The following is a 20,846-nucleotide window of genomic DNA, read 5'->3' on the forward strand; positions in this document are numbered from 1 at the left end:
TCATGTCCTGTTCAAGTGGTACTCGGCAATGACCACAGCAAGGATCAGCAGTGAGCCTTTTGCAAGCAATTGATAGAAGGTTGGCACGGACGTCAGTATCATTCCATTGTTGAGCACGCCAATGATGGCGACGCCGAGCAGCGCGCCGACAATCGTGCCCTTGCCGCCCTGCAAGGCACAGCCACCCAGCACGGCCGCCGTGATTGCCTCGAGTTCCAGGCCCTGGGATCCGGATACGGGCTGACCCGAACCGGTACGGGCAGCCAGCAGGATCCCGGCCAATCCGGCGGCAACACCACTCATGATGTAGATGCCGACGCGGTAGCGGTTGATGTTGATGCCGGAGAAGCGGGCGACAACGGGATTGCCGCCGAGTGCATAGATGTTGCGGCCGACGATCGAACGCGCGAGGAAGAGGTGGAATGCGATCGCGGTCAGCACCAGAATCCAGACCAGCAACGGCAGGCCGAGGATGCGTCCAATGCCGATGAACCGGAACGTGTCGCTGAAGATGGCGATCGACTGGCCGTCGGACATGATGAAGGCGATGCCGCGAAAGATCGCCATGGTGCCGAGCGTGGCAATGACCGCGTTGACGCGCCCGTAGGTGATGATGATGCCGTTGACGAGACCGGCAAGGCCACCAAGCACCAGGCCGGCAATGATGCCGGCCGCCGGCGACCCGGTCGCCTGGATGGCCATTGCCGTCGAGACTGTGGTCAGACCGACCGTGGCGCCGACGGCGATATCGAGACCGCCGGCGACGATGACCACGGTCTGGCTCATCGCCAGTACGCCGAGAATGGTGACGCCAAGGCCGATGTTGAGCAGGTTTCGGCTGGAGAAGAACACGTCGCCGCGCAGCGAGCCGAAGATGATGATGAGAATGGCAAGCGCCACCAGAAGGCTGATGTTGTGAACGCCGAGGCGCTCGACGACGCGCGCGGAAGCGCCCCTGGCGTCGGTCTGCGCTTTCGATGCGCGAAGCTCGAGGCTGTTCATTGAACGTGGTCTCCGGGCGCTGATGCGGATTGCGGCATGGCGTGTTTGAGGATCGTCGCTTCGTCGACGTCGGGGCGGGCAAGTTCTGCCGTGATGCGGCCGCCTGCCATGACAAGAACCCTGTCGGCGAGACCGATTAGTTCCGGCATTTCCGAGGAAATCAGGATGATACCGATGCCGCTTGCCGCGAGTTCATCGATCAGCCGATAGATTTCCGCCTTGGCGCCGATATCGATGCCGCGCGTCGGTTCGTCGAGGATGAGCAGCATCGGCTGCCGGGCAAGCCAGCGCGCCAGAACGACCTTCTGCTGATTGCCGCCCGACAGTTTCGAAACCTGCTCGTCGAGGTTGGGTGCCTTGATCGACATCTTGGCTGCCAGCGGCGAGACAATCTCCAGCGCCTTGCGGCGGTTGAAGAAGCCGAAGCTCGACGTCTTGTCAGGCACGCAAAGTGCTGCGTTGTCGAGAATGCTTCGGAACAGGAGCAACGCCTCGTGCTTGCGGTCTTCGGGAGCAAAACCGATGCCCGCGACGATTGCCGCATGCGGACTGTTGGGGAGAACGGGCACGCCGTTCATGGCTATGGTGCCGGCGATGCGCCGGTCATAGCCGACAATCGCCTTTGCCAATTCGGAGCGGCCCGCACCCATAAGGCCGGCGATGCCGAGCACTTCGCCGCGACGAACCCTGAGGCTGACATCGCTGACGCGGTCTGTGGTCAATCCGGCCACATCCAGCAATTGTTCCCCGGACCGCCAGGTCTCGCGGGTGAACAGATCGTCGATGTTGCGGCCGACCATGAGCTTGGCGATGGTCTGCTCGCTGGCGCCGGCCGCCGGCGAATCGTCGACCAGCCTGCCGTCGCGCAAAACGACAATGCGGTCGGCAAGATCGATGATCTCGTTCAGCCGGTGCGAGATGTAGATGATCGATGTGCCTTCCTCGCGCAGCCGGCGGATGACGGAAAACAGGCGACGCGCTTCATCATCGGTCAGTGACGAGGTCGGCTCATCGAAGGCGATCAGCCGGCCGCCGGCACGGATGGCGCGCATGATCTCGATCATCTGGCGTTGCGCCGGGCCGAGCGTGCCGCAGAGTTGGCGTGGCCGCATGTCCTGCTGCATGCCGAAGGTCGCAAGCACCCGGTCGGTCTGCTCCTCCAGTTTGCGCCAGTCGAGCAGGACGCCTGCCAGGCGCGGCAATTCGCCGACGAAAATGTTCTCGGCCACCGTCAGGTTCGGAACGATCTCCGGCTCCTGATGGATGACGCGTATTCCGGCCCGGTGGCTGTCGCGCGGTTCGCCGAAAACAATCGGCGTCGCGCCGTGCCGCACGGTGCCGCTGTCGGGACCGAAGACGCCCTCGAGAATGCGCATCATCGTCGATTTGCCGGCCCCGTTCTCGCCGACCAAAGCGAGCACCTCGCCTGGCCGGAAGGCGATCGAAACGTTGTCGAGCGCCTGCACGATGCCGAAGCGTTTCGATATGCCATCGAGCGAGAAGAAGTCGGATTGCGTCAAAGCTCACTCCCAAGGATCGATCCGAGCAGTTGAAGAGCGTCATGCGCCTTGGAGGCGCATGACGCAGGTCCGGCTCAGTGGCAGAGCTTGGCCTTGTAGTCCGATGCAAAATTGCCGGCGGTGATGTATTCCGGGTCGGTGAAGGACTGAACGGGCAGCTTCGTTCCGTCCTTGATCGAGGCCAGCAGGATCTTCACCGCCAGCGCGCCATGGTTTGCCGAGTTGAGCCACATCGTACCACGGAATGCCGAAGGCTTTCCTGATCCGAAGGCTTCGCAGGCGCGGCTGCCGTCAATGCCGATGCCCATGCCCTGGTCCGCGGCATAGCCGGCGTTTTCCAGCGCTCGCGCCGCGCCCAGCACGCCGTCATCGTTGCAGGAATAGAAGATCCAGTTGGTGACGCCGGGATTGGCCGTCAACGTGGTGGTCATGACGTCGATGGCGTTGACCATCGTGTTGTCATAGGGGACGCGAAGGATGTTCGCCGGCTTGAAATCGGGCACCGCCTTCAGGAATGCTTCCTCGGCACCCTTGTTGCGTTGCATGCAAGTGTCGGCCTTGCGGTCCTCGATCGAGGCGATACGCACCTCCTTGCCGGCCCAGCCATCGGCCTTGTAAAGCTTGGCCAGTTCTTCGCCCACCCGCGCACCGATATTGTGGGCATTCATGCCGACATAGGGGACCTGGGTGCCGTCCTGATAGTAGATATCGTCATCGACCGCCACCAGGGGGATTTTCGCCGCCTTGGCCTTCTCGGCGATGACCGGCCCCAGCGCCTTGTCGGGAACGACGATGGCGATGCCCTTGACGCCGTCACCGACCATCGTGTCGAAGGTGGTGATCGTCAGATTGGAGTCGAACTGGACGTCTTGCGAAACGAAGGTGGCGCCGGCCGCCTCGGCCGCTTTCTTGGCGCCGCCGACTTCGGCGACGAACCATGGATGCTCGCCCATCTTGTTGATGTAGCCGATCTTGATGTCGTCGGCGCTTGCTGCGCCAGCCATCAGTCCGGCAGCCAGTATCGCCAATGTTGCCAGAGCCTTTGTCGTCGTTTTCATGTGGATCCTCCCTGCTTGGTTGTCAGTCGTGGTACAGAACCGAGCGTCCACCATCGATGGTGATCGTCTCGGCATTGATGAACGGCGCTTCGTCCGAAGCGAGAAAAACCGCCGTCATTGCAACTTCGTCCGGCCTGCCAATGCGCTTGGGCGGATGAAGGTCGTAGGCCCGCCGCTTCTCCTCGGCCGGGTCGGGAAACGTGTTCCAATAGGCTTGCGCGATCGGCGTCTCGATGTAGCCGGGGGCGATCGCATTCACGCGGATGCCGCGCGCCGCATATTCGATGGCGAGCGAGCGGGTCAGGCCGACAAGCGCATGCTTGGCGACCGGATAGGGAAATGTGTGGGGAATGATCTTGAAGGCGTGGCAGCTGGCTATGTTGACGATCGACCCCGAACCGTTTGCCAGCATCGTCGGCAACACCGCTTTGGCACAGAACCACGTGGCCTCAAGATCGAGCCTGAGACAGCGGTCCCATTCCTCGTCCGGCATCTGCAAAGGTTCGTGGAAGACATTGGCGCCGGCATTGTTGACGAGAACATCGACACCGCCATAGGCCGCGATCGTCTTCGCCACCATGTCGGCCACTGCCGCGGTGTCGGTGACATCGGTTTCGACGAAAATGGCGTCGGCGCCCTTGGCACGCAATTCGTCGGCGACCGCCTTGCCGGTTGTCGCATTGAGCTCGGCAATCACGGTCTTTGCTCCCTGCATCGCAAAGGCCCGGGCGGTGGCGGCGCCGATGCCCTGGCCGGCGCCGGTGATGATTGCGATCTTTTCCTGAAGCCTGCCTGTCATGGCGCTCACCAGTCGACCACGGTGCCGTCGGGCATGACGGCGTTGCGGGCATGCAGCACTTCCTGCTTGAAGGGATGGCGCGCAATGACTTCTTCATTCACGGTGACGCCAAGGCCCGGCAGATCGGGCACGTCCCAGCGGCCGGGTTTGCGATCGATCGGCCAGGTGACGACATCGTCGTACCAGGCAACCGCGCCCGACATCTCCTCCTGGATGATAACGTTCGGCGTCGATATGCCGAAGTGAAGCGCTGCGACGCCGGCGATCGGGCCGAGCGGGTTGTGCGGCGCAAGGCCGCATGCCGGCGGTTTCGGCCAGAGCCGCGATCTTCTTGGTCTCGAGCAGGCCGCCAGTATGGCCCGACTTAAACACCGCCTGTGAGAATATGTCATTAAGTCAGCATGTTAGGCGCGCGCCGGCGCGTGTTACCACTACATTTTGGGGGGATCTCAGGCGAGTTGTTCGTCGAGGTTGTGTGGCAGAGCGATGCCAGCTGCCTTGAAGACGTTGCCCACTTGGCCGGTGACGTGAGTTCTGGTTGTGACGATGCGACCATCCTTTTCGATGGTGGCTTCCTGGAGGCGATCGAGATCGCGTAGGAGCGGCTGCCATTCGGGCGTCAGGCCTTTGGCCCGGCAGAGGCGGCGCAGTTCCTTGCTGAGCACGAGCGCCAGGAACGAGCAGAACACATGCCCGCGGATGGCGGCATCGGATTGGTGGAAGATCGGCCGGGTATTGAATGATCTTCTTGGGCGGTTTCGAAGTGAAGCGCTGCGACGCCGGCGATCGGGCCGAGCGGGTTGTGCGGCGCAAGGCCGATGCCGGCGGTTTCGGCCAGAGCCGCGATCTTCTTGGTCTCGAGCAGGCCGCCAGTATGGCAGATATCGGGCTGGGCGATGTGGAAGGCGCGCGCCGCAATCGAATGGGTGAATTCGCGGCGCCCGATCAGCCGCTCGCCGGATGCGATGGGGATCGCCGATCGCGCGGTGATATGCGCCAGGCCGGCGACATCTTCCGGCGGTACCGGCTCTTCGGCGAACATGATGCGGGCCGGTTCGATCGACTTGAGATAGTCCATCGCCGCGTTGACGGAGGCCGGGCGTCCGTGAAAGTCGACCATGATGTCGATGTCGGGACCGACGGCCTCGCGCAGCGCGCCAACCATGTTGGCAACGGAGTCGACCGCCTTCGCCGGCGAGACATAGTGGGTGTAGGGAATGCAGACGACCTTGACCGCATCGTAGCCGGCCTGCGTGACGATGCGTCCGCGCTCGACGATCGTGTCCGCCGACCCGCTCTCATAGACCGCCTTCATGTCGCCGAGGCCGAGATGCGTATAGGTGCGCAGATAATCGCGGACCTGGCCGCCGAGAAGCCGCCAGACCGGGACGCCCAGCGACTTGCCCAGAATGTCCCAGAGCGCGATCTCGATGCCGCTGACGGCCGACATTCCCTCGACGCCGGGACGCCAGAAACCGTGGCGCGTCAGGATCTGGTAGCACTGCTCCACATTACGCGGATCCTGCCCGATGAGCAGTGCCTCAAGATCCTGAAGCGCGCCAACGACGGCACGCGTCTTCCATTCCAGCGTTGCCTCGCCCCAGCCAAACAGGCCGGGCTCATCGGTTTCGACCCGAACGAAAACCCAATTGCGCATTTCCGCATTGCAGACGAGCGCCTTGATGGCCGTAATTTTCATAGATGCTCCCAGATGCGCCGTCTTTTTAAAAGTTATTATGTATGATTTATTATGGATCATATGAGCAAGTCAAGCGCGGCGTCGGCTGCACCGGCTTCGCGTCGTATTCGGCTGCCGTGCTGGCGGCTGACTACCGTTGGATGGATCCAGAATGGTCAGGGTCCGTCATCGCTTTTCACCAGCGAATGACCGCAGCGGGCGCGAAGCCCTCATCGGGTCTGAGCCCGCAATGCCTTCATAGGGTCAGGTCACGTCGATGAAACGCGGGGAGGTTGATCAGAAAAAACCGGTCCCGCCCGTCAGTTCTCTGCTCGGCGATATCTTCCGACGCCATGCCATCATGAACGTCTCGGCATCGCCACCTGCGTTGCGGAAGGCCTGGGTCGATTCCGTGATCCTGCCGCTCATCAGAGCCGGACAGGACATTGCTCGCAGGCGAAGGCTTCTAAGCCAAATTAAATCTGCGCATCTCGCGATGATTCCCCAAGCTCCTCACAAGATTTGGGTCGAACGTGGATGCGCGCGCGACATCGCCGTTCCAATCGCGCAGGCACTGTCATGAATTCGCCGGGCTTCGCCAATCATGTACTTGCCTGAACCCTAGGACCTCGCGCACTTTTCGATTTGAGATTGGCCCCTCGAACACATCCATGGAGCGCGTAATTGGCGTGTCGGGGGCATGTTTCTTGAGAAACTCCGCCGTTGGCGTGTCCGCAACGATGTTGTCGTTGACGGCGTTGAAGATCTGGAATCCCAAACCGTCCTTCTCGATGCACAGATCCACGATCTGGCCGAGATCGCGCGCATCCATATAGGTCCAGCCGTCTCTCCGCCGTTTTGACGCGTCGGCCAGGAATTCCGGGAAGCGTGCATAGTCCTGCGGTTCAACGACACCGCCGATCCTGAGTGCATAGATGTCGGCTCCGCTACGGGAGGCGAAAGAGCGTGCAATCTTCTCGCCCAACACTTTGGAAAGACCATAGCTGTCGGTCGGATCGACGTCGTAATCCTCATCCACCGGAAACGACGTGAAATCGCGTTCGCCCTCGGCAAAGCACACGCCATAGACCGTTTCGCTGGAAGCGGTGACGATCTTGCGGATGCCGAGCTTGGTGGCGGCCTCGATCACATTGTAGGTCGACTGCACATTGGCGGCGAACATGGCGTTGTCCGGTCGCAGGAATATCCGCGGGATCGCCGCGAAGTGGACCACTGCGTCGACCGGGCCGCGGCCCTTTCCGCCGAAATACTCTTTGAACCCGAAATGCAGCGTCAGCGCATTATAGGTTTCGCCGGCGTCGGCAAGGTTGGTGATGACGGTGTCGACCCCTGGAACATCGAGCGGCGTCAAGTCGAGGTTCAGGACCTGATGCCCGCGTCTCAGCAAATAGGGTATGACATGCCGGCCGATCTTGCCGCTGCCGCCGGTGAAGACGATCCGCTTGCCCATGGTTTCCTCCGAAGGATTTATTTGATCGTGCGCCGGATCCCGTCAGCCAAGCCGGTCATCCGCTATTCAAAGACGCCGAAGTCGGGGACGGCGTGTTTGCGGACTCCGTCCATGTCGAGCTCGACGCCGATGCCGGGCACGTCGGGCACCACGATATGGCCGTCTTCGACGATCGACCTGGCGCCGTTCGGCAGGCGGATATAACTGTCCCACGCTTCCCGCTCCTCGAGCGCGTGCCATTCCAGCACCAGGAAGTTCGGAACGCTGGCGCAAACATGGCATGTCGCCATCGTGCCCAGCGGCGTCGACACCAGATGCGGCGCGAACGGCACGTAGTACATCTCGGCGAGATTCGCGATCTTGCGGCTTTCCGCCAAGCCGCCGCATTTTGGCACGTCGGGCATGATGACGTCGGCGCCGTAATTCTGGAGCAGTTCCCGAAAGCCCCAGCGCAGATAGAGATTTTCGCCAACGCAGATCGGCGTCTTGGTCCGCATGCGGATCTGCTTCAGGGCCTCGACATTTTCCGCCGGGATCGGCTCTTCCAGCCACAGAAGATTGAAGCGTTCCATCTCGGCCGCTATGCGGCTGGCGCTGAGCACGTCATAGCGTGCGTGCAGATCGATGCACAGATCGATGTCAGGGCCGACCGCATCGCGCACCGCCGCGACGCGCTCGATCATGGAGCGCAGCTCCGCGCCATTGATGGTGTGGTTCACCGCGTCGAACTTCGCCGGGTGGTGCAGATTGTCGATGTCGAATTTCAGCGCGGTGAAGCCTTCCGCCACCATGCGGCGCGCGCGCGCCGCGCATCCCTGCGGCGATCCCGATTCATCATCGCCGTCGCCGCAATCGGCATAGAGCCTTATGCGGTCGCGGAACTTGCCGCCGAACATGCGGTAGAGCGGCTGGCCGGCGGCTTTCGCCGCCACGTCCCACAAAGCCATTTCTAGCCCGGTCAGGGCGATGAGGAAGATGCCGGCCTGGGCGCCGGAAAACACATGATCGCGGCGAATCTTGTCCCAACAATATTCGACATTGCGCGGATCCTGGCCGATGAGTTCCGACTTCAACTCCGAGATCAGCCCGACGATTGCGGCCGCACCTGCGTCGGGATTGGCTTCGCCATAGCCGGAGATGCCGGCGTCCGTATCGATACGGATCAAGGTCGCCTTGCCGTGGTACGCGACCACCGCCGTCTTGATGTCCACGATCTTCATCGAATCCTCCCCGTGATGCCGCCGCGCTTACAGACGCAGATTTCTATCTAAGCCAAACTTGTCTAATAAGCATACAAGATGAAGCGACAAGACGTAAACCCCCTTTGGGGGATTTTGCGTGAATGGCCCATCAACCATTTAATACCATTGAATTATTTGAGAAACTCATGGCTCCCCGATCAGGAATCACAAATCGCAAGAGCCTACTTGTTAGACGAGTATATAAGCGTATAAATTAGGTTTCAGCAGGGCGATAGTCCACGCATGCCGTCAATCAGGAGGAACAGGATGCAACAGCGACAGCTCGGATCGTCGCCGGTCAAGGTATCGGAGATCGGCCTTGGGACTTGGGGTATGTCCGGCGCGTTTTGGGGCGCGGCCGACGATGAGGAATCGATCCGGGTGATCAGACGCGCCCTGGAGCTCGGCATCACGCTGATCGATACGGCCGAAGCCTATGGACATGGCCATGCCGAGGAGGTCGTCGGCAAGGCGCTGGCCGGCCGCCGGGGCCATGCTGTTATCGCGACCAAAGTCGCGCCCAACCATCTCGAACCCGCCGCGATTGAGGCGGCACTCGACGGTTCGTTGAAGCGCATGCAGACGGACTATGTCGACGTCTATTTCGTCCACTGGCCGAACTCGGATTTTCCGATCGGCCCGACCATGGAGATGATGGAGCGGCTGCGCTCGTCAGGGCGCATCAGGGCGGTCGGCGTTTCGAATTTCAGCACCGCCGACATGGACAGTGCGCGCCAGCATGGCGTGATCGATGTTCTCCAGCCGCCCTACAACATGCTGTGGCGCGAGGTCGAGGCTGAGACGCTGCCCTATTGCCGCAAGCACAATATCGGCGTGATGCCTTATAGCGGTCTCGCCCAGGGACTGCTTACCGGCCTGTTGTCAGCGGATACCAAATTCGTCGAGGGCGATGAGCGTCGTACCACCGTTCTTTTCCAGCCGGGCACCTACGAGCGCGCGGTGAACGCCGTCGACGCCCTCAAGCCGATCGCGGCGCGCTATGGCAGGACGGTTCCGCAGCTTGCGATCCAGTGGCTGACCAGCAGGCCGGGCGTCAGCTCGCCGCTGGTCGGCGCGCGCACCGTCAAGGAGCTGGAGGAAAATGTCGAGAGCGCCGGCTGGACGATTTCCGACGCGGACATAGCCACCATCGACAGGATTACCGCGCCGGTGTGGGCGGAAATCAAGGACAAGGGCGACATGTTCGGTTTCCGTGCACGCCAGCGCCAGGAACAGCAAGCGAAGAGAGCTTAGTTCACTTTTCCGGATTGCTCCAAATCAAGCCGTCCTCCCGACACGCTGCGGTGCGGCCAGCGCAAATGCTGGCTGCGCCGCTCCTTCATCGAGGCAAGCCGACCGCGGTGGTTTTCTTGAGGTGCCGGCGCATGGCTTCTTCCGCTCGCTTTTCATCGCGCGCCACGAGCGCCTCGTAGATTGCCCTGTGCATCTCCGTCGCCGAGGGCAGCGCATGCGGCATCTGATTGCTAATGCGCCTGCTCGCCATCTGCCACCACCGGGACGAATACATGAAACGGTCGAGGATCCTGTTCTGGGCCGCCCGGCAAATCTCCATGTGGAAATCCAGGTCGAGTTTCAGATAGGCGTCCGGATTGTCCTCGCTGGCCGACATCGCCGCCAGCAAGGTGCCAAGACGCTCAAGGTTTTCCTTGGTCATATGCTTGGCCGCGATCGCGGCGATGGCCGGTTCGATGATTATCCGCGTCGCATGCGCTTCGGCCAAAATCTCGCGGCTCTGCTCGGGCGGCAGCCAGTCGATGAGCAATGGACTGAGATAGTCCCACTCTTCGGCCGGACGCACCACCACGCGCCGGCCCTGCGCGATCTCGATCATGTCGAGAGACGCCAGGATCTTCAGCGCCTCCCGCGCGACCGCGCGCGAAACCCCGAACTCCTGAAGGATCTGCTGTTCCGACGGTCCCTGGCCACCGGTGATGCCGCTGCTGGCGATTCGACGCGCGAGCACGCCGGCCACCTGCTTGGGCAAAGTTTGAAGCTTGACCTCCATGGCATCCATCATTAACATCCACTTGTCTGATAAGCTTATAGGCTGATAGCTAGATATGCAGTCAACTTATCTCATGGATGCTCACTAGCCCATAACTCGGTCTGCGGGAAGGGAGGATCGAACGGTGGAGGTCCCCGACAGTTCCATTCCTGGCTTTCCGTCGTCCGAGATCAGGATCGTTACGCTTTCGCGTTGGGACAAACGTGCCTAATCGCCCGGCGGGCGCGCAAGCGTCGTCCGCGACGTAATCCAGGCAGTATCGCTGCGGGAGGAGCAAGCCGCCGCGGACTTGCCAGAAAGGTTGAAAGTTATCGGCCGACCCCTGGATGGGCCGACCAATCAAACCAAGGAGGAGATTGTGATGTCCGCAAATCTATCGAGACGCAAATTCCTGGCCGCAAGTGCGGCAGTGACGGCCGGCTCGCTCGCCGCGCCGTGGATTGCCAGGGCAGACGCGAACGAGATCACCGCACTGCTGATCACCGGCGGCCCGCTCTATCCCAAATACTGGGAAAAGATCGTTCAGGATTTCACCGCCAAGACCGGCGTAAAGGTTCGCTACGACCTGTTGGAATTTACCCCGCTGACGGCGAAGGTGGTCACGCTGAGCGCGGCGCGATCAAGCCAATACGACGTCTACAGCACCCACACGGCGCAGATCGATTCCTACTTCAACCATTTCGCTCCGCTGAACAGCTATTTCAGCGATTCCGAACTGGCGGAATTCTATCCGGTTGCGGTCAAGTACCTGCGCGACCCCAAGACAGGTAATCTGGCGGCCATTCCGCGCAACATGGATTCCCGCGTCCAGTACTACCGCAGCGACATCTACCAGGAGAAAGGCCTGAAGCCGGCCGAGACCTGGGAGGAACTCGTCGATGTCGGGCTGAAACTGACCGGCAATGGCCATTATGGGCTGGTCGTGCCGGGGCAGGGCGACCCCGCGCAACGCACCTTCAGCGATCTGCTCTGGCAAGCCGGCGGCGATTGGGTGGACCAGGCCAACAAACCGGCTTTCAATTCCGAAGCCGGCATCAAGGCCCTGACCTTCTATCGCGATCTCATCCAGAAGCACAAAATCGTGCCGCCCGACGCGGTCGGCTATCAGTGGAACGAAAATTCGACCGAATTCTCCTCGGGCACGGTCTATGCCAATTTCGATTGGCCGGGCGCCTTCGCGACCCTGTCCAATCCGGAGACCTCGCGCGTCGTCGGCAAATGGTCGACAGCACCTTATGTCAGGGACAAGGCGGCGATCTCATGCGCCATCTCCCATGCCATGGCGCTCAATGGGCAATCCGGACGCAAGGAAGCCGCCGTCGAATTCATCAAATATACGGTCGGTCCGGAAGCGCAGCGGCTGCAGTTCGATCAGTTCACCAACTTCCCCAGCAGCCAGGCGATCGCCAAGGAAGTGATATCAGCGGCTAAGGGGCCTCAGGCCGTGTGGCTGCAGCAACTCGAGACGACGATAGCCAACGGCAAGGAATGGCCGAAGCTCGCCGGCTTCTCGAAAGTCTGCACGCTGATGTTCTCGGCCATCGAACAGGCCCTGACCGACCAGGCCTCTCCCGCCGACTCGCTCAACCAGGCGGCGACCGAGGCCGAGGAGATCATGCGCCGGGCCGGAGCTTACGATTGACGATGCCGCCCGTCGCGCAGCATCAGGTGCCGGGGCGTCGGCGACGTTCGCCGCTGCCCTACACCTGGCAGAGAGGATACCTTCTGGCCAGCCCGGCGCTCCTCGTCATGCTGGCCATCCTGATCTACCCGCTTGGATACTCGTTCATCATGAGTTTCTTCCGCTGGGATCTCAGCGGCTCGGCGCCTTTCATCGGGATGGGAAACTACACAGACGAACTCTTTGGCCGCCAGTTCAACCAGGCGCTGCGAAATCAGGCCATATTCAGCATCATTTCCATCACGATCGAGGTGGTGGCTGGAATGGCGATCGCCGTGCTCGTCAACGGCAAATTGCGCGGCATGCGGCTCGCCCGCACGTTGCTTTTGGTGCCGCCGATGATCGCGCCCGCCGTGGTGGGCCTGAATTTCCGCTGGCTGTTCAACACCCAGTACGGCCTGGTCGACGCGCTGTTGCGCATGTTCAATCTGCCCGACATTCCATGGCTCAACGACCCCACCTGGGCTCTTGTCTCGGTGATTGTCGCCGATGTCTGGCAGAACACGCCGCTGATGGTGCTGCTGTTCCTCGCCGGCCTGCAGTCCTTGCCGCAGGAGCCGCTCGAAGCCGCTACGGTGGACGGCGCCACGCCATGGCAGCGCTTCTGGCACATCGTGCTGCCGCTGATGCGCCCGGTCATCATGATAGCGCTGATGCTGCGCATCATCGACACGTTCCGGACCTTCGACGTCGTGTGGCTGATGACGCAGGGCGGGCCGGGTGGCGCCACCAACCTGCTCACCGTTTACTCCTACCTGCTGGCGTTTCAGGCGGTGGATTTCGGGCACGCGGCGGCGGTCTCCTACATCGCGCTCGGGATGTCGCTGTTCGTACTCGGGCTCCTCTACGGAGTGCCGTGGCTGATTGCGAAACGGAGAGCGATATGAGCGAAGCCGCCATCGTCACCGCACGCGCCAGGCCAAAGCGCCGCCGACGCCGGTTCACGGCAGGGACCGCTGGTCAATACCTGGCGCTGGCCTTGACCGTCGCCTTCACCGTCTTTCCGCTTGTGTGGCTGTTCCTGACCTCGATCCGCAGTTCGGCCGACATCTTCTCCGTCCCGGTACACATTATCCCCGAGACCGCGACCCTGACACAATACGTGGCGGTTTTCGCCGAGTACGACACGATGGGTTATGTCTGGAACACCGTCATCGTCTCGATCGCGACGGTCATCCTGGTCCATCTGCTGGCCATTCCTTGCGCCTATGCGCTGTCGCGCTTCAGGATGCCTGGCGCCATGCTGATTTTCGGGCTGCTTTTGATCATGCGCATGATCCCGGTCATCGCGCTTGCCATACCGCTCTTTGCCGTATTTGCCGCCTTGGGCCTGCTCGACACCATCTGGGCGCTGATCCTGAGCCATACGGCGGCCAAACTGCCTGTCGCCATCTGGCTGCTCCTGGGCTTCATCCAGGATGTGCCGAAGGAGATCGAGGAGGCAGCCCAGTCGGACGGCGCCGGCACGGTGCGCACTTTGGTCCAGATCGTGGCGCCGCTGATTGCACCTGGCATCGGCGCCAGCGCGGTCATCACCTTCCTCTTCACCTGGAACGACCTGCTGCTCGCCTTGACGCTGACCTCGAGCAAGGCCGCGCAGACGCTGCCGGTCGGGCTCACCAACTTCGTCTCGCAGTACGGCATCGACTGGGGCGCCATGTCGGCTGCCGGCGTCCTCATGGTCATCCCGACCCTTGTGTTCGTCTGGTTTGCCCAGGGCCTGCTGGTCAAGGGCCTCACAACCGGCGCGGTTCGCGGCTGAACGGCGGACATGCGCCACAAGGAACTCGATGGCTTCGACCACGGGTTGGATACGCAACTGAATGACGATCGATGAGGTTGTCACCTCACCGTGCAATGGAGGAAACGGCATGGCAGCTGACCAGATACCGGCGATATCAGACATTTCCCGACCGCCGAGAGAATTGGTCGACGCGCTTGCGGCGATCGGCTCGGCGACACTGGCCAGCGAGCTTTACCATAAGATGGGCATTCGCGACCCGCAAATACGAGGCCCGCATCCTCTGAGACCTGGCCGCACGGCGGCGGGACCTGCTCTCACGCTCCAGTGCATGCCGAAGCGCGAGGATCTCTACAACGAGACCGAGTATGAGGAGCCGGAGCGGCAGTTGCACCGTCACGTGCTTTACCCCACGCAACCGGGCGACATGGTGGTGGTCGATGCACGCGGCGACCTCGGCAGCGGCATCTTCGGTGAGATGATGCTGACCTATTTCGCCGGGCGCGGCGGGGCCGGCGTGGTGGTCGATGGCTGCATCCGCGATTCGGCCCAGGCGGCGGCATTGGATATCGGCATCTGGGTGAGGGACGTCACGCCGAATTTCCACGCCCAGACCAATATCGTCCCCTTTGCCGTCAACGTTCCCATCGCCTGCTCTAACGTGCTTGTCATCCCTGGCGACATCATTGTCGCCGACGATGACGGCGTGGTCGTCGTGCCTATCGCCCTTGCGGCAAAATTGGTTGAACTCGCCGGCGCGCATATCGAGTGGGAAGAGTTTTCGCGCTCGCGCCTGGCGCAAGGAGGAGACCTGCGGAAATACTACCCGCTGAGTCCCGAGGGCGAGGCCGAATACCGCGCATGGCGGCATGCTCAACAGAAATGAGTGATGCCGGACGGGAGGAAACCAGATGTCTGCAATCGAAATAGAACAGCTCGGCAAGAGCTTCGGCGCCGTGGAAGTTCTGCGCGACGTGAACATCGAAATCGCGAGCGGCGAGTTTGTGGTGCTGGTCGGTCCGTCGGGCTGCGGCAAGTCCACGCTGCTGCGCATGATAGCCGGGCTGGAAGAGCAGACGACAGGCGAGATCCGCATCGGCGGACGCGTCGTCGACGAAATGCCCGCCAAGTCGCGCGACATAGCGATGGTCTTCCAGAGTTACGCGCTCTATCCGCATATGAGCGTGGCCGACAATATGAGCTTCGCGCTTCGGCTGGCCAAGGTTCCCAGGCAAGAGATCGTCTCGAGGGTGAAGGCGGCGGCCGAAATCCTTGGTCTGCAGGATTTGCTTGGCCGCATGCCGCGGCAATTGTCCGGCGGCCAGCGCCAGCGCGTCGCCATGGGCCGCGCCATCGTGCGCGACCCCTCCGCCTTTCTGTTCGACGAGCCGCTCAGCAATCTCGACGCCAAGCTGCGCGTGAAGATGCGGGCCGAGATCAAGAAGCTTCACCAGCGGCTCGGCCGCACCAGCATCTACGTGACCCACGACCAGACCGAGGCGATGACGCTCGCCGACCGCATCGTGGTGCTGAACAAAGGCCGCATCGAACAGATCGGAACGCCCTCCGAACTCTACGAAAACCCGGCCAATCTGTTCGTTGCGAGCTTCATAGGATCTCCGGAAATGAACCTGGTCAGGGGCCGCGTCGAGAGTGGCGCATTCATCGCCGAACAAGGCCTGCGCCTGCCACTGCCGAAGGAGGCAGGGATAGGGAACAGGCAAGGCGTGGTTTACGGGATTCGCCCCCAGCACATCGCTGTCGGTGGCAGTCACGCAAAGGCGAGGGTCCAAGTGGTCGAGCCAACCGGGGAAGCCCAGGAAATCACCCTAACTGCTGATGGCGTCGACCTGATGGCGGAAATCCGGGAACAGCCACCATTCAAACCTGATCAAGAGGTGAACCTGGAGATCTTGGTGCACAAGGTGCATCTGTTCGACACCCAGAGCGGCACCAGGATAAACTAGGGGGCGCTTGTTCTCTCGACACTGTCCACCTTCGCCAAGGCGATGCGCCCGCTCGGCGGCTCATCCCCATCGATGAGAATGCGCTCCGCCGCTCCATCAAGATCCTCATACTGGCCGCTTCTCAGGGCCCACAGAAAGCCGCTCAGTCCAAGCGCCCCGAGGAAGAGCGCCACGGGGATGAGATAGACGAGTGTCGTCATGGGTGTTGGACCGACAGGCCGGGGCGTTCGCGGCGGTTGCGCGAAGTGTTTTCAGGCGATGAGCTTTTCGCGAAACCTTGCAGCCGCATGGCGTTTCCGATCACCAGCAGCGACGAGGCGGACATCGCAATCGCCGCGATGAGCGGCGTCACGTGCCCCGATATGGCGATCGGCACGGCGAACGCGTTGTAGACAATGGCAATGGCGATGTTCTGTCGAATGAGCCGGCCTGCCTTTCGCGAGATATCCAACGCCAAGGGCACCGCCAGTAGGCTTTCGCGCAGGAAGACGAAATCGGCGGCATTGCGACCGACATCGGCCGCGGTGGCCGGGGCCATCGAGACATGCGCCGCGCCGAGCGCCGGCGTATCGTTGAGTCCGTCGCCCACCATCAGGACCTTGTGGCCTTCCCTCGACAGCGCCTCGATCCACTCGACCTTGCCGGACGGGAGCAGGGCCGGAACGAAGTCCTCGATCCCCAAGGTCTTGGCGACGTCGCGACAGGCGTTGGCGGTGTCGCCGGACAACATCTGGACCGACATTCCGGCATCCTGCAGTTGCCCGACCGCAGCCTTGGCGTCGGCGCGCGCGGCGTCTTCGAAGGCAAAGGTGGCAACGATCATCCCGTTCTTCGAAAGCACCGTCCCGCCATAGCCGCCATATTTGCCTTCGCCGCCGGTCCGCGCCTTCCATCCAGCCCATCCGCGCCGGCCGAGGCGCCAGGTGTTGCCTTCGGTGACGGCTTCCATTCCGAAGCCGGGGTGCTCGCTGACGGACTGGAGACCGGGTTGACTGGAAGAGCCCGCGAAACCGGCTATGGCCTTCGAGAATGGATGGCGCGAATGCGAGGCCATGTCGGCCGCGATCGCCAGCATGGCCGGGTCGATGGATGGCCCATTGATCAGCCTTGGCCGTCCGAGCGTGAGGGTCCCGGTCTTGTCGAACAGCACCGTATCGATCGCCGCCAGTCGTTCCATGGCCGAACCGTCCTTGACCATGACGCCGGCCTCGAAAAGACGTCGCGCCGCGACGACCTGCACGATCGGCACGGCCAGGCCGAGCGCGCACGGGCAAGTGATGATGAGAACGGCAATCGCGATCGTCATTGCCAGATGCCAGTCGCCCGAAGCGACCATCCATCCAAGGAACGTCAGCAAGGCAGCGAGATGGACCACCGGAGCGTAGAGCGCCGAGACCCGGGTCGGCGATCCTGCGATACTGCGAGCGGCCGCCCTCCGCGGCTTCCATGAGCCGGACCATTTCGGCCAGGAAAGAATCCTTCGCCGCGGCCGTCGCCTGCATGGTCAGCGGGCCGGTGAGATTGAGCGTGCCTGCCTGAACCTGGGCTCCCGCTCCCACGGTCCGGGGCGTGCTTTCCCCGGATACCAGTGAACAATCGATATCCGAAATACCGCTGAGGATATTGCCGTCGACCGGAATTCGCTCGCCGGCGGCGATGTGCAGCGCCATGCCCGGTTCGATCTCGCCGACCGGCAGGTAATCGCGCACGCCATCACCGCGCAGCACGACGGCGCCGCGCGCCGCGAGCCGCGACAGGCCATTCACTGCGGTGCGCGCCCGTTCGCGCATGACGTGGTCAAGCGTGCGGCCGATCAGGAGGAAGAACAGCAGCGAAACGGAAGCGTCAAAATAGGCGTGGTCGCCATGGTTGACGGTTTCGTAGAGGCTCATGGCGTAGGCAAGTGACACGCCGACCGCAATCGGGACGTCCATGTTCATGCGCCCGTGGCGCAATGCATTCCAGGCCGAGCGGAAATAGATGCCGCCGGCAAAGGCCAATGCCGGGATGGCGATCAGCGCCGAGACCCAGTGGAACAGGTCGCGGGTCGCGCCTTCGGCGCCGGACCAGACCGAGACCGACAGCAGCATGATGTTGCCGGCGGCAAAACCCGCGACCGCGACCGCCCGGATCAGCTCCGAAAGCGTCTTGTCCTTGTTGCCGGTCTCCGGATCGAAGAGATGCGCTTGGTAGCCCAGCCGCCCGAGCGTTGCGAAAAATGGCGGAGCCTCGTCGCCATGCCACTGGACCGAGACCCGTTTGGTCGACAGGTTGACGCGAGCGCTCTCGACGCGATCGAGCTTTCCCAGTGCCGTCTCGATCGTCTGGATGCAGGCCGCGCAGTGGACCGTGGGTACCGAAAGATCGGTCTGGCAAAGGTTGTCGCCGATCGATCGGCTTGCCAGCCTGATCTCCTGGCTGGACGGCAGAACCGATGTGGCGCCCGCCAGATCCAGCGTCATTTCAGCGCCAGGTGCACAACAGCTCATTTCATCGCCCCATGGGAAATCATGATCCTGCGGACGTCACGATAGGCTTTGTCCAGACCGGCATCGGCGTCGACTTCGACGATCCAGACACCATCCTTCGGCGTATGCTGCGCGGCGAAGTCCTGACCCGAGGCGAGGGTGAGCGTGATGGCCTTATCCTCCTTCTCATAGGCGGGATGGCGAAACAGCACCTTGACGCCATGCAAGGCAACCGGCTTACCTCCGGCATCGGTAAGGCTGTAGCGAACCTCGCCCGCTGCGATGGTCAGTTTGCCGGTCCAGCCGAGGGCCGCCTGCGCGCGCCCCTCCTCGGCTTTCTTGTTGAAGTGCTGGCTCGCCACATAGGTGTTCTCGACCACCAGGCCGGTCCAACTCGTGCTGGCGAGCGTCGCCATGGTCAGATTGACCGCGATGACCACGCCGAAGAAGGCAAGGACGATGGCCAGCATGTGCCTGCCGGTGAATTCGCGGGACTTTTGCGCCTTGGCGGTCATCTGGCGATCTCCGGTGCGTTGAAGGTGGCGGTGTATTCGTCCGACTCGAAGCTCGCCTTGTCCTCGGCCCGGAACTTGAAGGTCTGTGCCGTGCCCTGGATCTGGCCTGCCGGCTGACGTACGAAAACCTTCAGCATCTTCAGCCGGTCGGGTTCGACCGAGATGGGAACGGAGCGGCCTGCCGGGTGATCGATGCCGACCACGCTCATCTCTGCTCCTTCCAGGCCCTGAAGGGTGACGACGATCGTCCTGGGCTCGGGGATCATGTTGAGCAGCTTGACGGTGTAGCCATTGCGGATGGAACCGTCGGAAAGAGTGACGAACTGCGGATTGCGGTCGTGCAGCACGTTCACTTCGAGCCGGTCGCGCGTCAGCAGCGAATACAGCAGCCCAAGGCCGATCAGCGACCACAGGCCCATGTAGACGTAGGTGCGCGGCCGAAAGATCTTGCGAATGTGGAAATGGGCCACCTTGTCGGAGAACAGGCCGTCGGCGGTTCGGACCAGCGACGGATTGACTGAACCCGAGCCCCCGGCGGTCGCCAGCATCATGTTGGCGTTGTAGTCGGAGAGCGTCGCGTAGGAGATCAACCCATGCTCCCTGCCGAGCTTGTCCATGACGCCGTCGCAAGCGTCGATGCAGAGCGCGCAGGTGATGCATTCGAGTTGCTGGCCGTCGCGGATGTCGATCCCCATCGGGCAAACCGCGACGCAGGCATTGCAGTCGACGCAGTCGCCGACAGGCTGCCCCGCGGCGATCACCTTCTTGGCGTGGCGCGAGCGCGGCTCCCCGCGCCAGTCATTGTAGGTGACGGTGAGGGAGTTCTCGTCGAGCATGGCCGCCTGGATGCGCGGCCACGGGCACATATAGGTGCAGACCTGCTCGCGCATCAGCCCGCCGAACGTATAGGTCGTCGCCGTCAGTACGGCGATGGTGATGTAGGCGACGGGAGCCGCCGTGCCGGTGAAGATTTCGCCGGCCAGCGTTGGCGCATCGGCGAAATAGAAGATCCAGGCGCCGCCGGTGGCCGCGCCTATGACCAGCCAGATGGCGTGTTTCGAGACCCGCAGCACGAGCTTGCGGGCGGTCCAGGGGCCGGCATCGAGCTTCATGCGAGCGTTGCGGTCGCCCTCGATGGCGCGCTCGACGACCAGAAATAGATCGACCCAAACGGTCTGCGGGCACGTATAGCCGCACCAGGCGCGCCCGACCGTCGAGGTGATCAGGAAGAGGCCGACGCCGGCCATGACCAGGAGGCCGGCCACATAGTAGAATTCCTGCGGCCATATTTCGATGAAGAAGAAGTAGAAGCGCCGGTTGGCGACATCGAGCAGCACCGCCTGGTCCGGGGCGAACGGACCGCGATCCCATCGCAACCACGGCGTCAGGTAGTAAATGCCGAGCGTGATCGCCATCACGAGCCATTTGAACTGGCGAAAGCTGCCCGATGCACGCTTGGGGAAAACCTTCTTGCGCGCAGCATACAATGGCTGGCGCACTTTGGCGGAGTTGACCGCCTCTGCTTCGAGCCGTTCTACCTGCGTATTGTCCAGCACCGGTCTCTCCCGTCATGCAGCTTGAGATTTCGCCAGGCGGTCGCCCTATCGATGCGTGGCAGCGCGAAATGCAGCGTCGACCGAACTTTGCCTCCGGTTGGATCGCGCCGCGTTGATGCAGGT

General features: G+C 62.2%; 17 protein-coding genes and 4 pseudogenes. 7 read left to right on the forward strand and 14 right to left on the reverse strand.

The features are described from left to right. The 7 genes and pseudogenes from ACVILI_RS10470 to ACVILI_RS10500 form a co-directional block, all read right to left on the reverse strand. Positions 1 to 1,002, reverse strand: coding sequence for an ABC transporter permease (locus ACVILI_RS10470; protein WP_038644751.1), 1,002 nt, complete (start codon positions 1,000 to 1,002; stop codon positions 1 to 3). Beyond that, entirely contained in the window at positions 999 to 2,522 is a 1,524-nt protein-coding gene (locus tag ACVILI_RS10475; protein ID WP_038644753.1) for a sugar ABC transporter ATP-binding protein, read from the reverse strand. The genes ACVILI_RS10470 and ACVILI_RS10475 overlap by 4 nt, the downstream gene beginning before the upstream one ends. Before the next feature lie 74 nt (positions 2,523 to 2,596). Continuing rightward, positions 2,597 to 3,580 (reverse strand): substrate-binding domain-containing protein, encoded by a 984-nt coding sequence (locus tag ACVILI_RS10480; protein ID WP_019860184.1) that lies wholly within the window; start codon positions 3,578 to 3,580, stop codon positions 2,597 to 2,599. A 22-nt stretch (positions 3,581 to 3,602) separates the two neighbouring features. Next, on the reverse strand, positions 3,603 to 4,379 hold the full coding sequence (locus ACVILI_RS10485) for an SDR family oxidoreductase (protein WP_038644756.1): 777 nt from the start codon (positions 4,377 to 4,379) through the stop codon (positions 3,603 to 3,605). Between the two features lie 5 nt (positions 4,380 to 4,384). Next, positions 4,385 to 4,771: an enolase C-terminal domain-like protein gene (locus tag ACVILI_RS10490; RefSeq protein WP_457102432.1), complete on the reverse strand. Its 387-nt coding sequence runs from the start codon at positions 4,769 to 4,771 to the stop codon at positions 4,385 to 4,387. A 57-nt stretch (positions 4,772 to 4,828) separates the two neighbouring features. Then, a pseudogene (locus ACVILI_RS10495) lies at positions 4,829 to 5,122 on the reverse strand (IS1634 family transposase); the annotation flags it as partial. Between the two features lie 47 nt (positions 5,123 to 5,169). Then, positions 5,170 to 6,138, reverse strand: a pseudogene (locus ACVILI_RS10500) (enolase C-terminal domain-like protein); the annotation flags it as partial. 196 nt (positions 6,139 to 6,334) lie between these two features. On the opposite strand from ACVILI_RS10500, the gene ACVILI_RS10505 reads away from it, so the two are divergent. After that, complete coding sequence (locus ACVILI_RS10505) at positions 6,335 to 6,640, forward strand: hypothetical protein (RefSeq protein ID WP_148307345.1); 306 nt, start codon at positions 6,335 to 6,337, stop codon at positions 6,638 to 6,640. Here ACVILI_RS10505 and ACVILI_RS10510 read toward each other — a convergent pair. Next, a complete protein-coding gene (locus ACVILI_RS10510; protein ID WP_038644760.1) occupies positions 6,635 to 7,528 on the reverse strand; it encodes an NAD-dependent epimerase/dehydratase family protein in 894 nt (297 codons plus the stop codon). The genes ACVILI_RS10505 and ACVILI_RS10510 overlap by 6 nt on opposite strands. A 62-nt stretch (positions 7,529 to 7,590) precedes the next feature. Beyond that, entirely contained in the window at positions 7,591 to 8,748 is a 1,158-nt protein-coding gene (locus tag ACVILI_RS10515) for a mandelate racemase/muconate lactonizing enzyme family protein (RefSeq protein WP_038644762.1), read from the reverse strand. A gap of 288 nt (positions 8,749 to 9,036) precedes the next feature. Between ACVILI_RS10515 and ACVILI_RS10520 the strand changes: the two genes are divergently transcribed. After that, positions 9,037 to 10,023 (forward strand): aldo/keto reductase, encoded by a 987-nt coding sequence (locus tag ACVILI_RS10520; RefSeq protein ID WP_457102433.1) that lies wholly within the window; start codon positions 9,037 to 9,039, stop codon positions 10,021 to 10,023. 85 nt (positions 10,024 to 10,108) lie between these two features. Here the strand turns inward: ACVILI_RS10520 and ACVILI_RS10525 are convergent, their stop codons facing one another. Next, positions 10,109 to 10,804 (reverse strand): FadR/GntR family transcriptional regulator, encoded by a 696-nt coding sequence (locus ACVILI_RS10525; protein WP_210184877.1) that lies wholly within the window; start codon positions 10,802 to 10,804, stop codon positions 10,109 to 10,111. 352 nt (positions 10,805 to 11,156) lie between these two features. On the opposite strand from ACVILI_RS10525, the gene ACVILI_RS10530 reads away from it, so the two are divergent. The 5 genes from ACVILI_RS10530 (at position 11,157) to ACVILI_RS10550 (ending at position 16,184) form a co-directional block, all read left to right on the forward strand. Further along, complete coding sequence (locus tag ACVILI_RS10530) at positions 11,157 to 12,437, forward strand: ABC transporter substrate-binding protein (protein WP_020628978.1); 1,281 nt, start codon at positions 11,157 to 11,159, stop codon at positions 12,435 to 12,437. Between the two features lie 2 nt (positions 12,438 to 12,439). After that, positions 12,440 to 13,363: a carbohydrate ABC transporter permease gene (locus ACVILI_RS10535; RefSeq protein ID WP_051726728.1), complete on the forward strand. Its 924-nt coding sequence runs from the start codon at positions 12,440 to 12,442 to the stop codon at positions 13,361 to 13,363. Continuing rightward, positions 13,360 to 14,238 (forward strand): carbohydrate ABC transporter permease, encoded by an 879-nt coding sequence (locus ACVILI_RS10540; RefSeq protein WP_051726729.1) that lies wholly within the window; start codon positions 13,360 to 13,362, stop codon positions 14,236 to 14,238. Before ACVILI_RS10535 ends, ACVILI_RS10540 begins: the two co-directional genes overlap by 4 nt. A 109-nt stretch (positions 14,239 to 14,347) precedes the next feature. Further along, a complete protein-coding gene (locus tag ACVILI_RS10545) occupies positions 14,348 to 15,103 on the forward strand; it encodes an RraA family protein (RefSeq protein ID WP_027047205.1) in 756 nt (251 codons plus the stop codon). Between the two features lie 25 nt (positions 15,104 to 15,128). After that, complete coding sequence (locus ACVILI_RS10550; protein WP_038644764.1) at positions 15,129 to 16,184, forward strand: ABC transporter ATP-binding protein; 1,056 nt, start codon at positions 15,129 to 15,131, stop codon at positions 16,182 to 16,184. A 59-nt stretch (positions 16,185 to 16,243) separates the two neighbouring features. On the opposite strand, the pseudogene ccoS reads toward ACVILI_RS10550, so the two are convergent. The 4 genes and pseudogenes from ccoS to ccoG form a co-directional block, all read right to left on the reverse strand. Next, positions 16,244 to 16,384: pseudogene (gene ccoS, locus ACVILI_RS10555) on the reverse strand (cbb3-type cytochrome oxidase assembly protein CcoS); the annotation flags it as partial. Next, a pseudogene (locus ACVILI_RS10560) lies at positions 16,381 to 18,673 on the reverse strand (cation-translocating P-type ATPase). The pseudogenes ccoS and ACVILI_RS10560, both read right to left, overlap by 4 nt. Then, positions 18,670 to 19,167 (reverse strand): FixH family protein, encoded by a 498-nt coding sequence (locus ACVILI_RS10565; RefSeq protein ID WP_457102434.1) that lies wholly within the window; start codon positions 19,165 to 19,167, stop codon positions 18,670 to 18,672. Before ACVILI_RS10565 ends, ACVILI_RS10560 begins: the two are co-directional and overlap by 4 nt. Further along, entirely contained in the window at positions 19,164 to 20,723 is a 1,560-nt protein-coding gene (gene ccoG / locus ACVILI_RS10570; RefSeq protein WP_019860165.1) for a cytochrome c oxidase accessory protein CcoG, read from the reverse strand. The genes ACVILI_RS10565 and ccoG overlap by 4 nt, the downstream gene beginning before the upstream one ends. Between the last annotated feature and the right edge of the window lie 123 nt (positions 20,724 to 20,846).

The sequence above is a fragment of the Mesorhizobium sp. USDA 4775 genome (genome assembly GCF_054062655.1).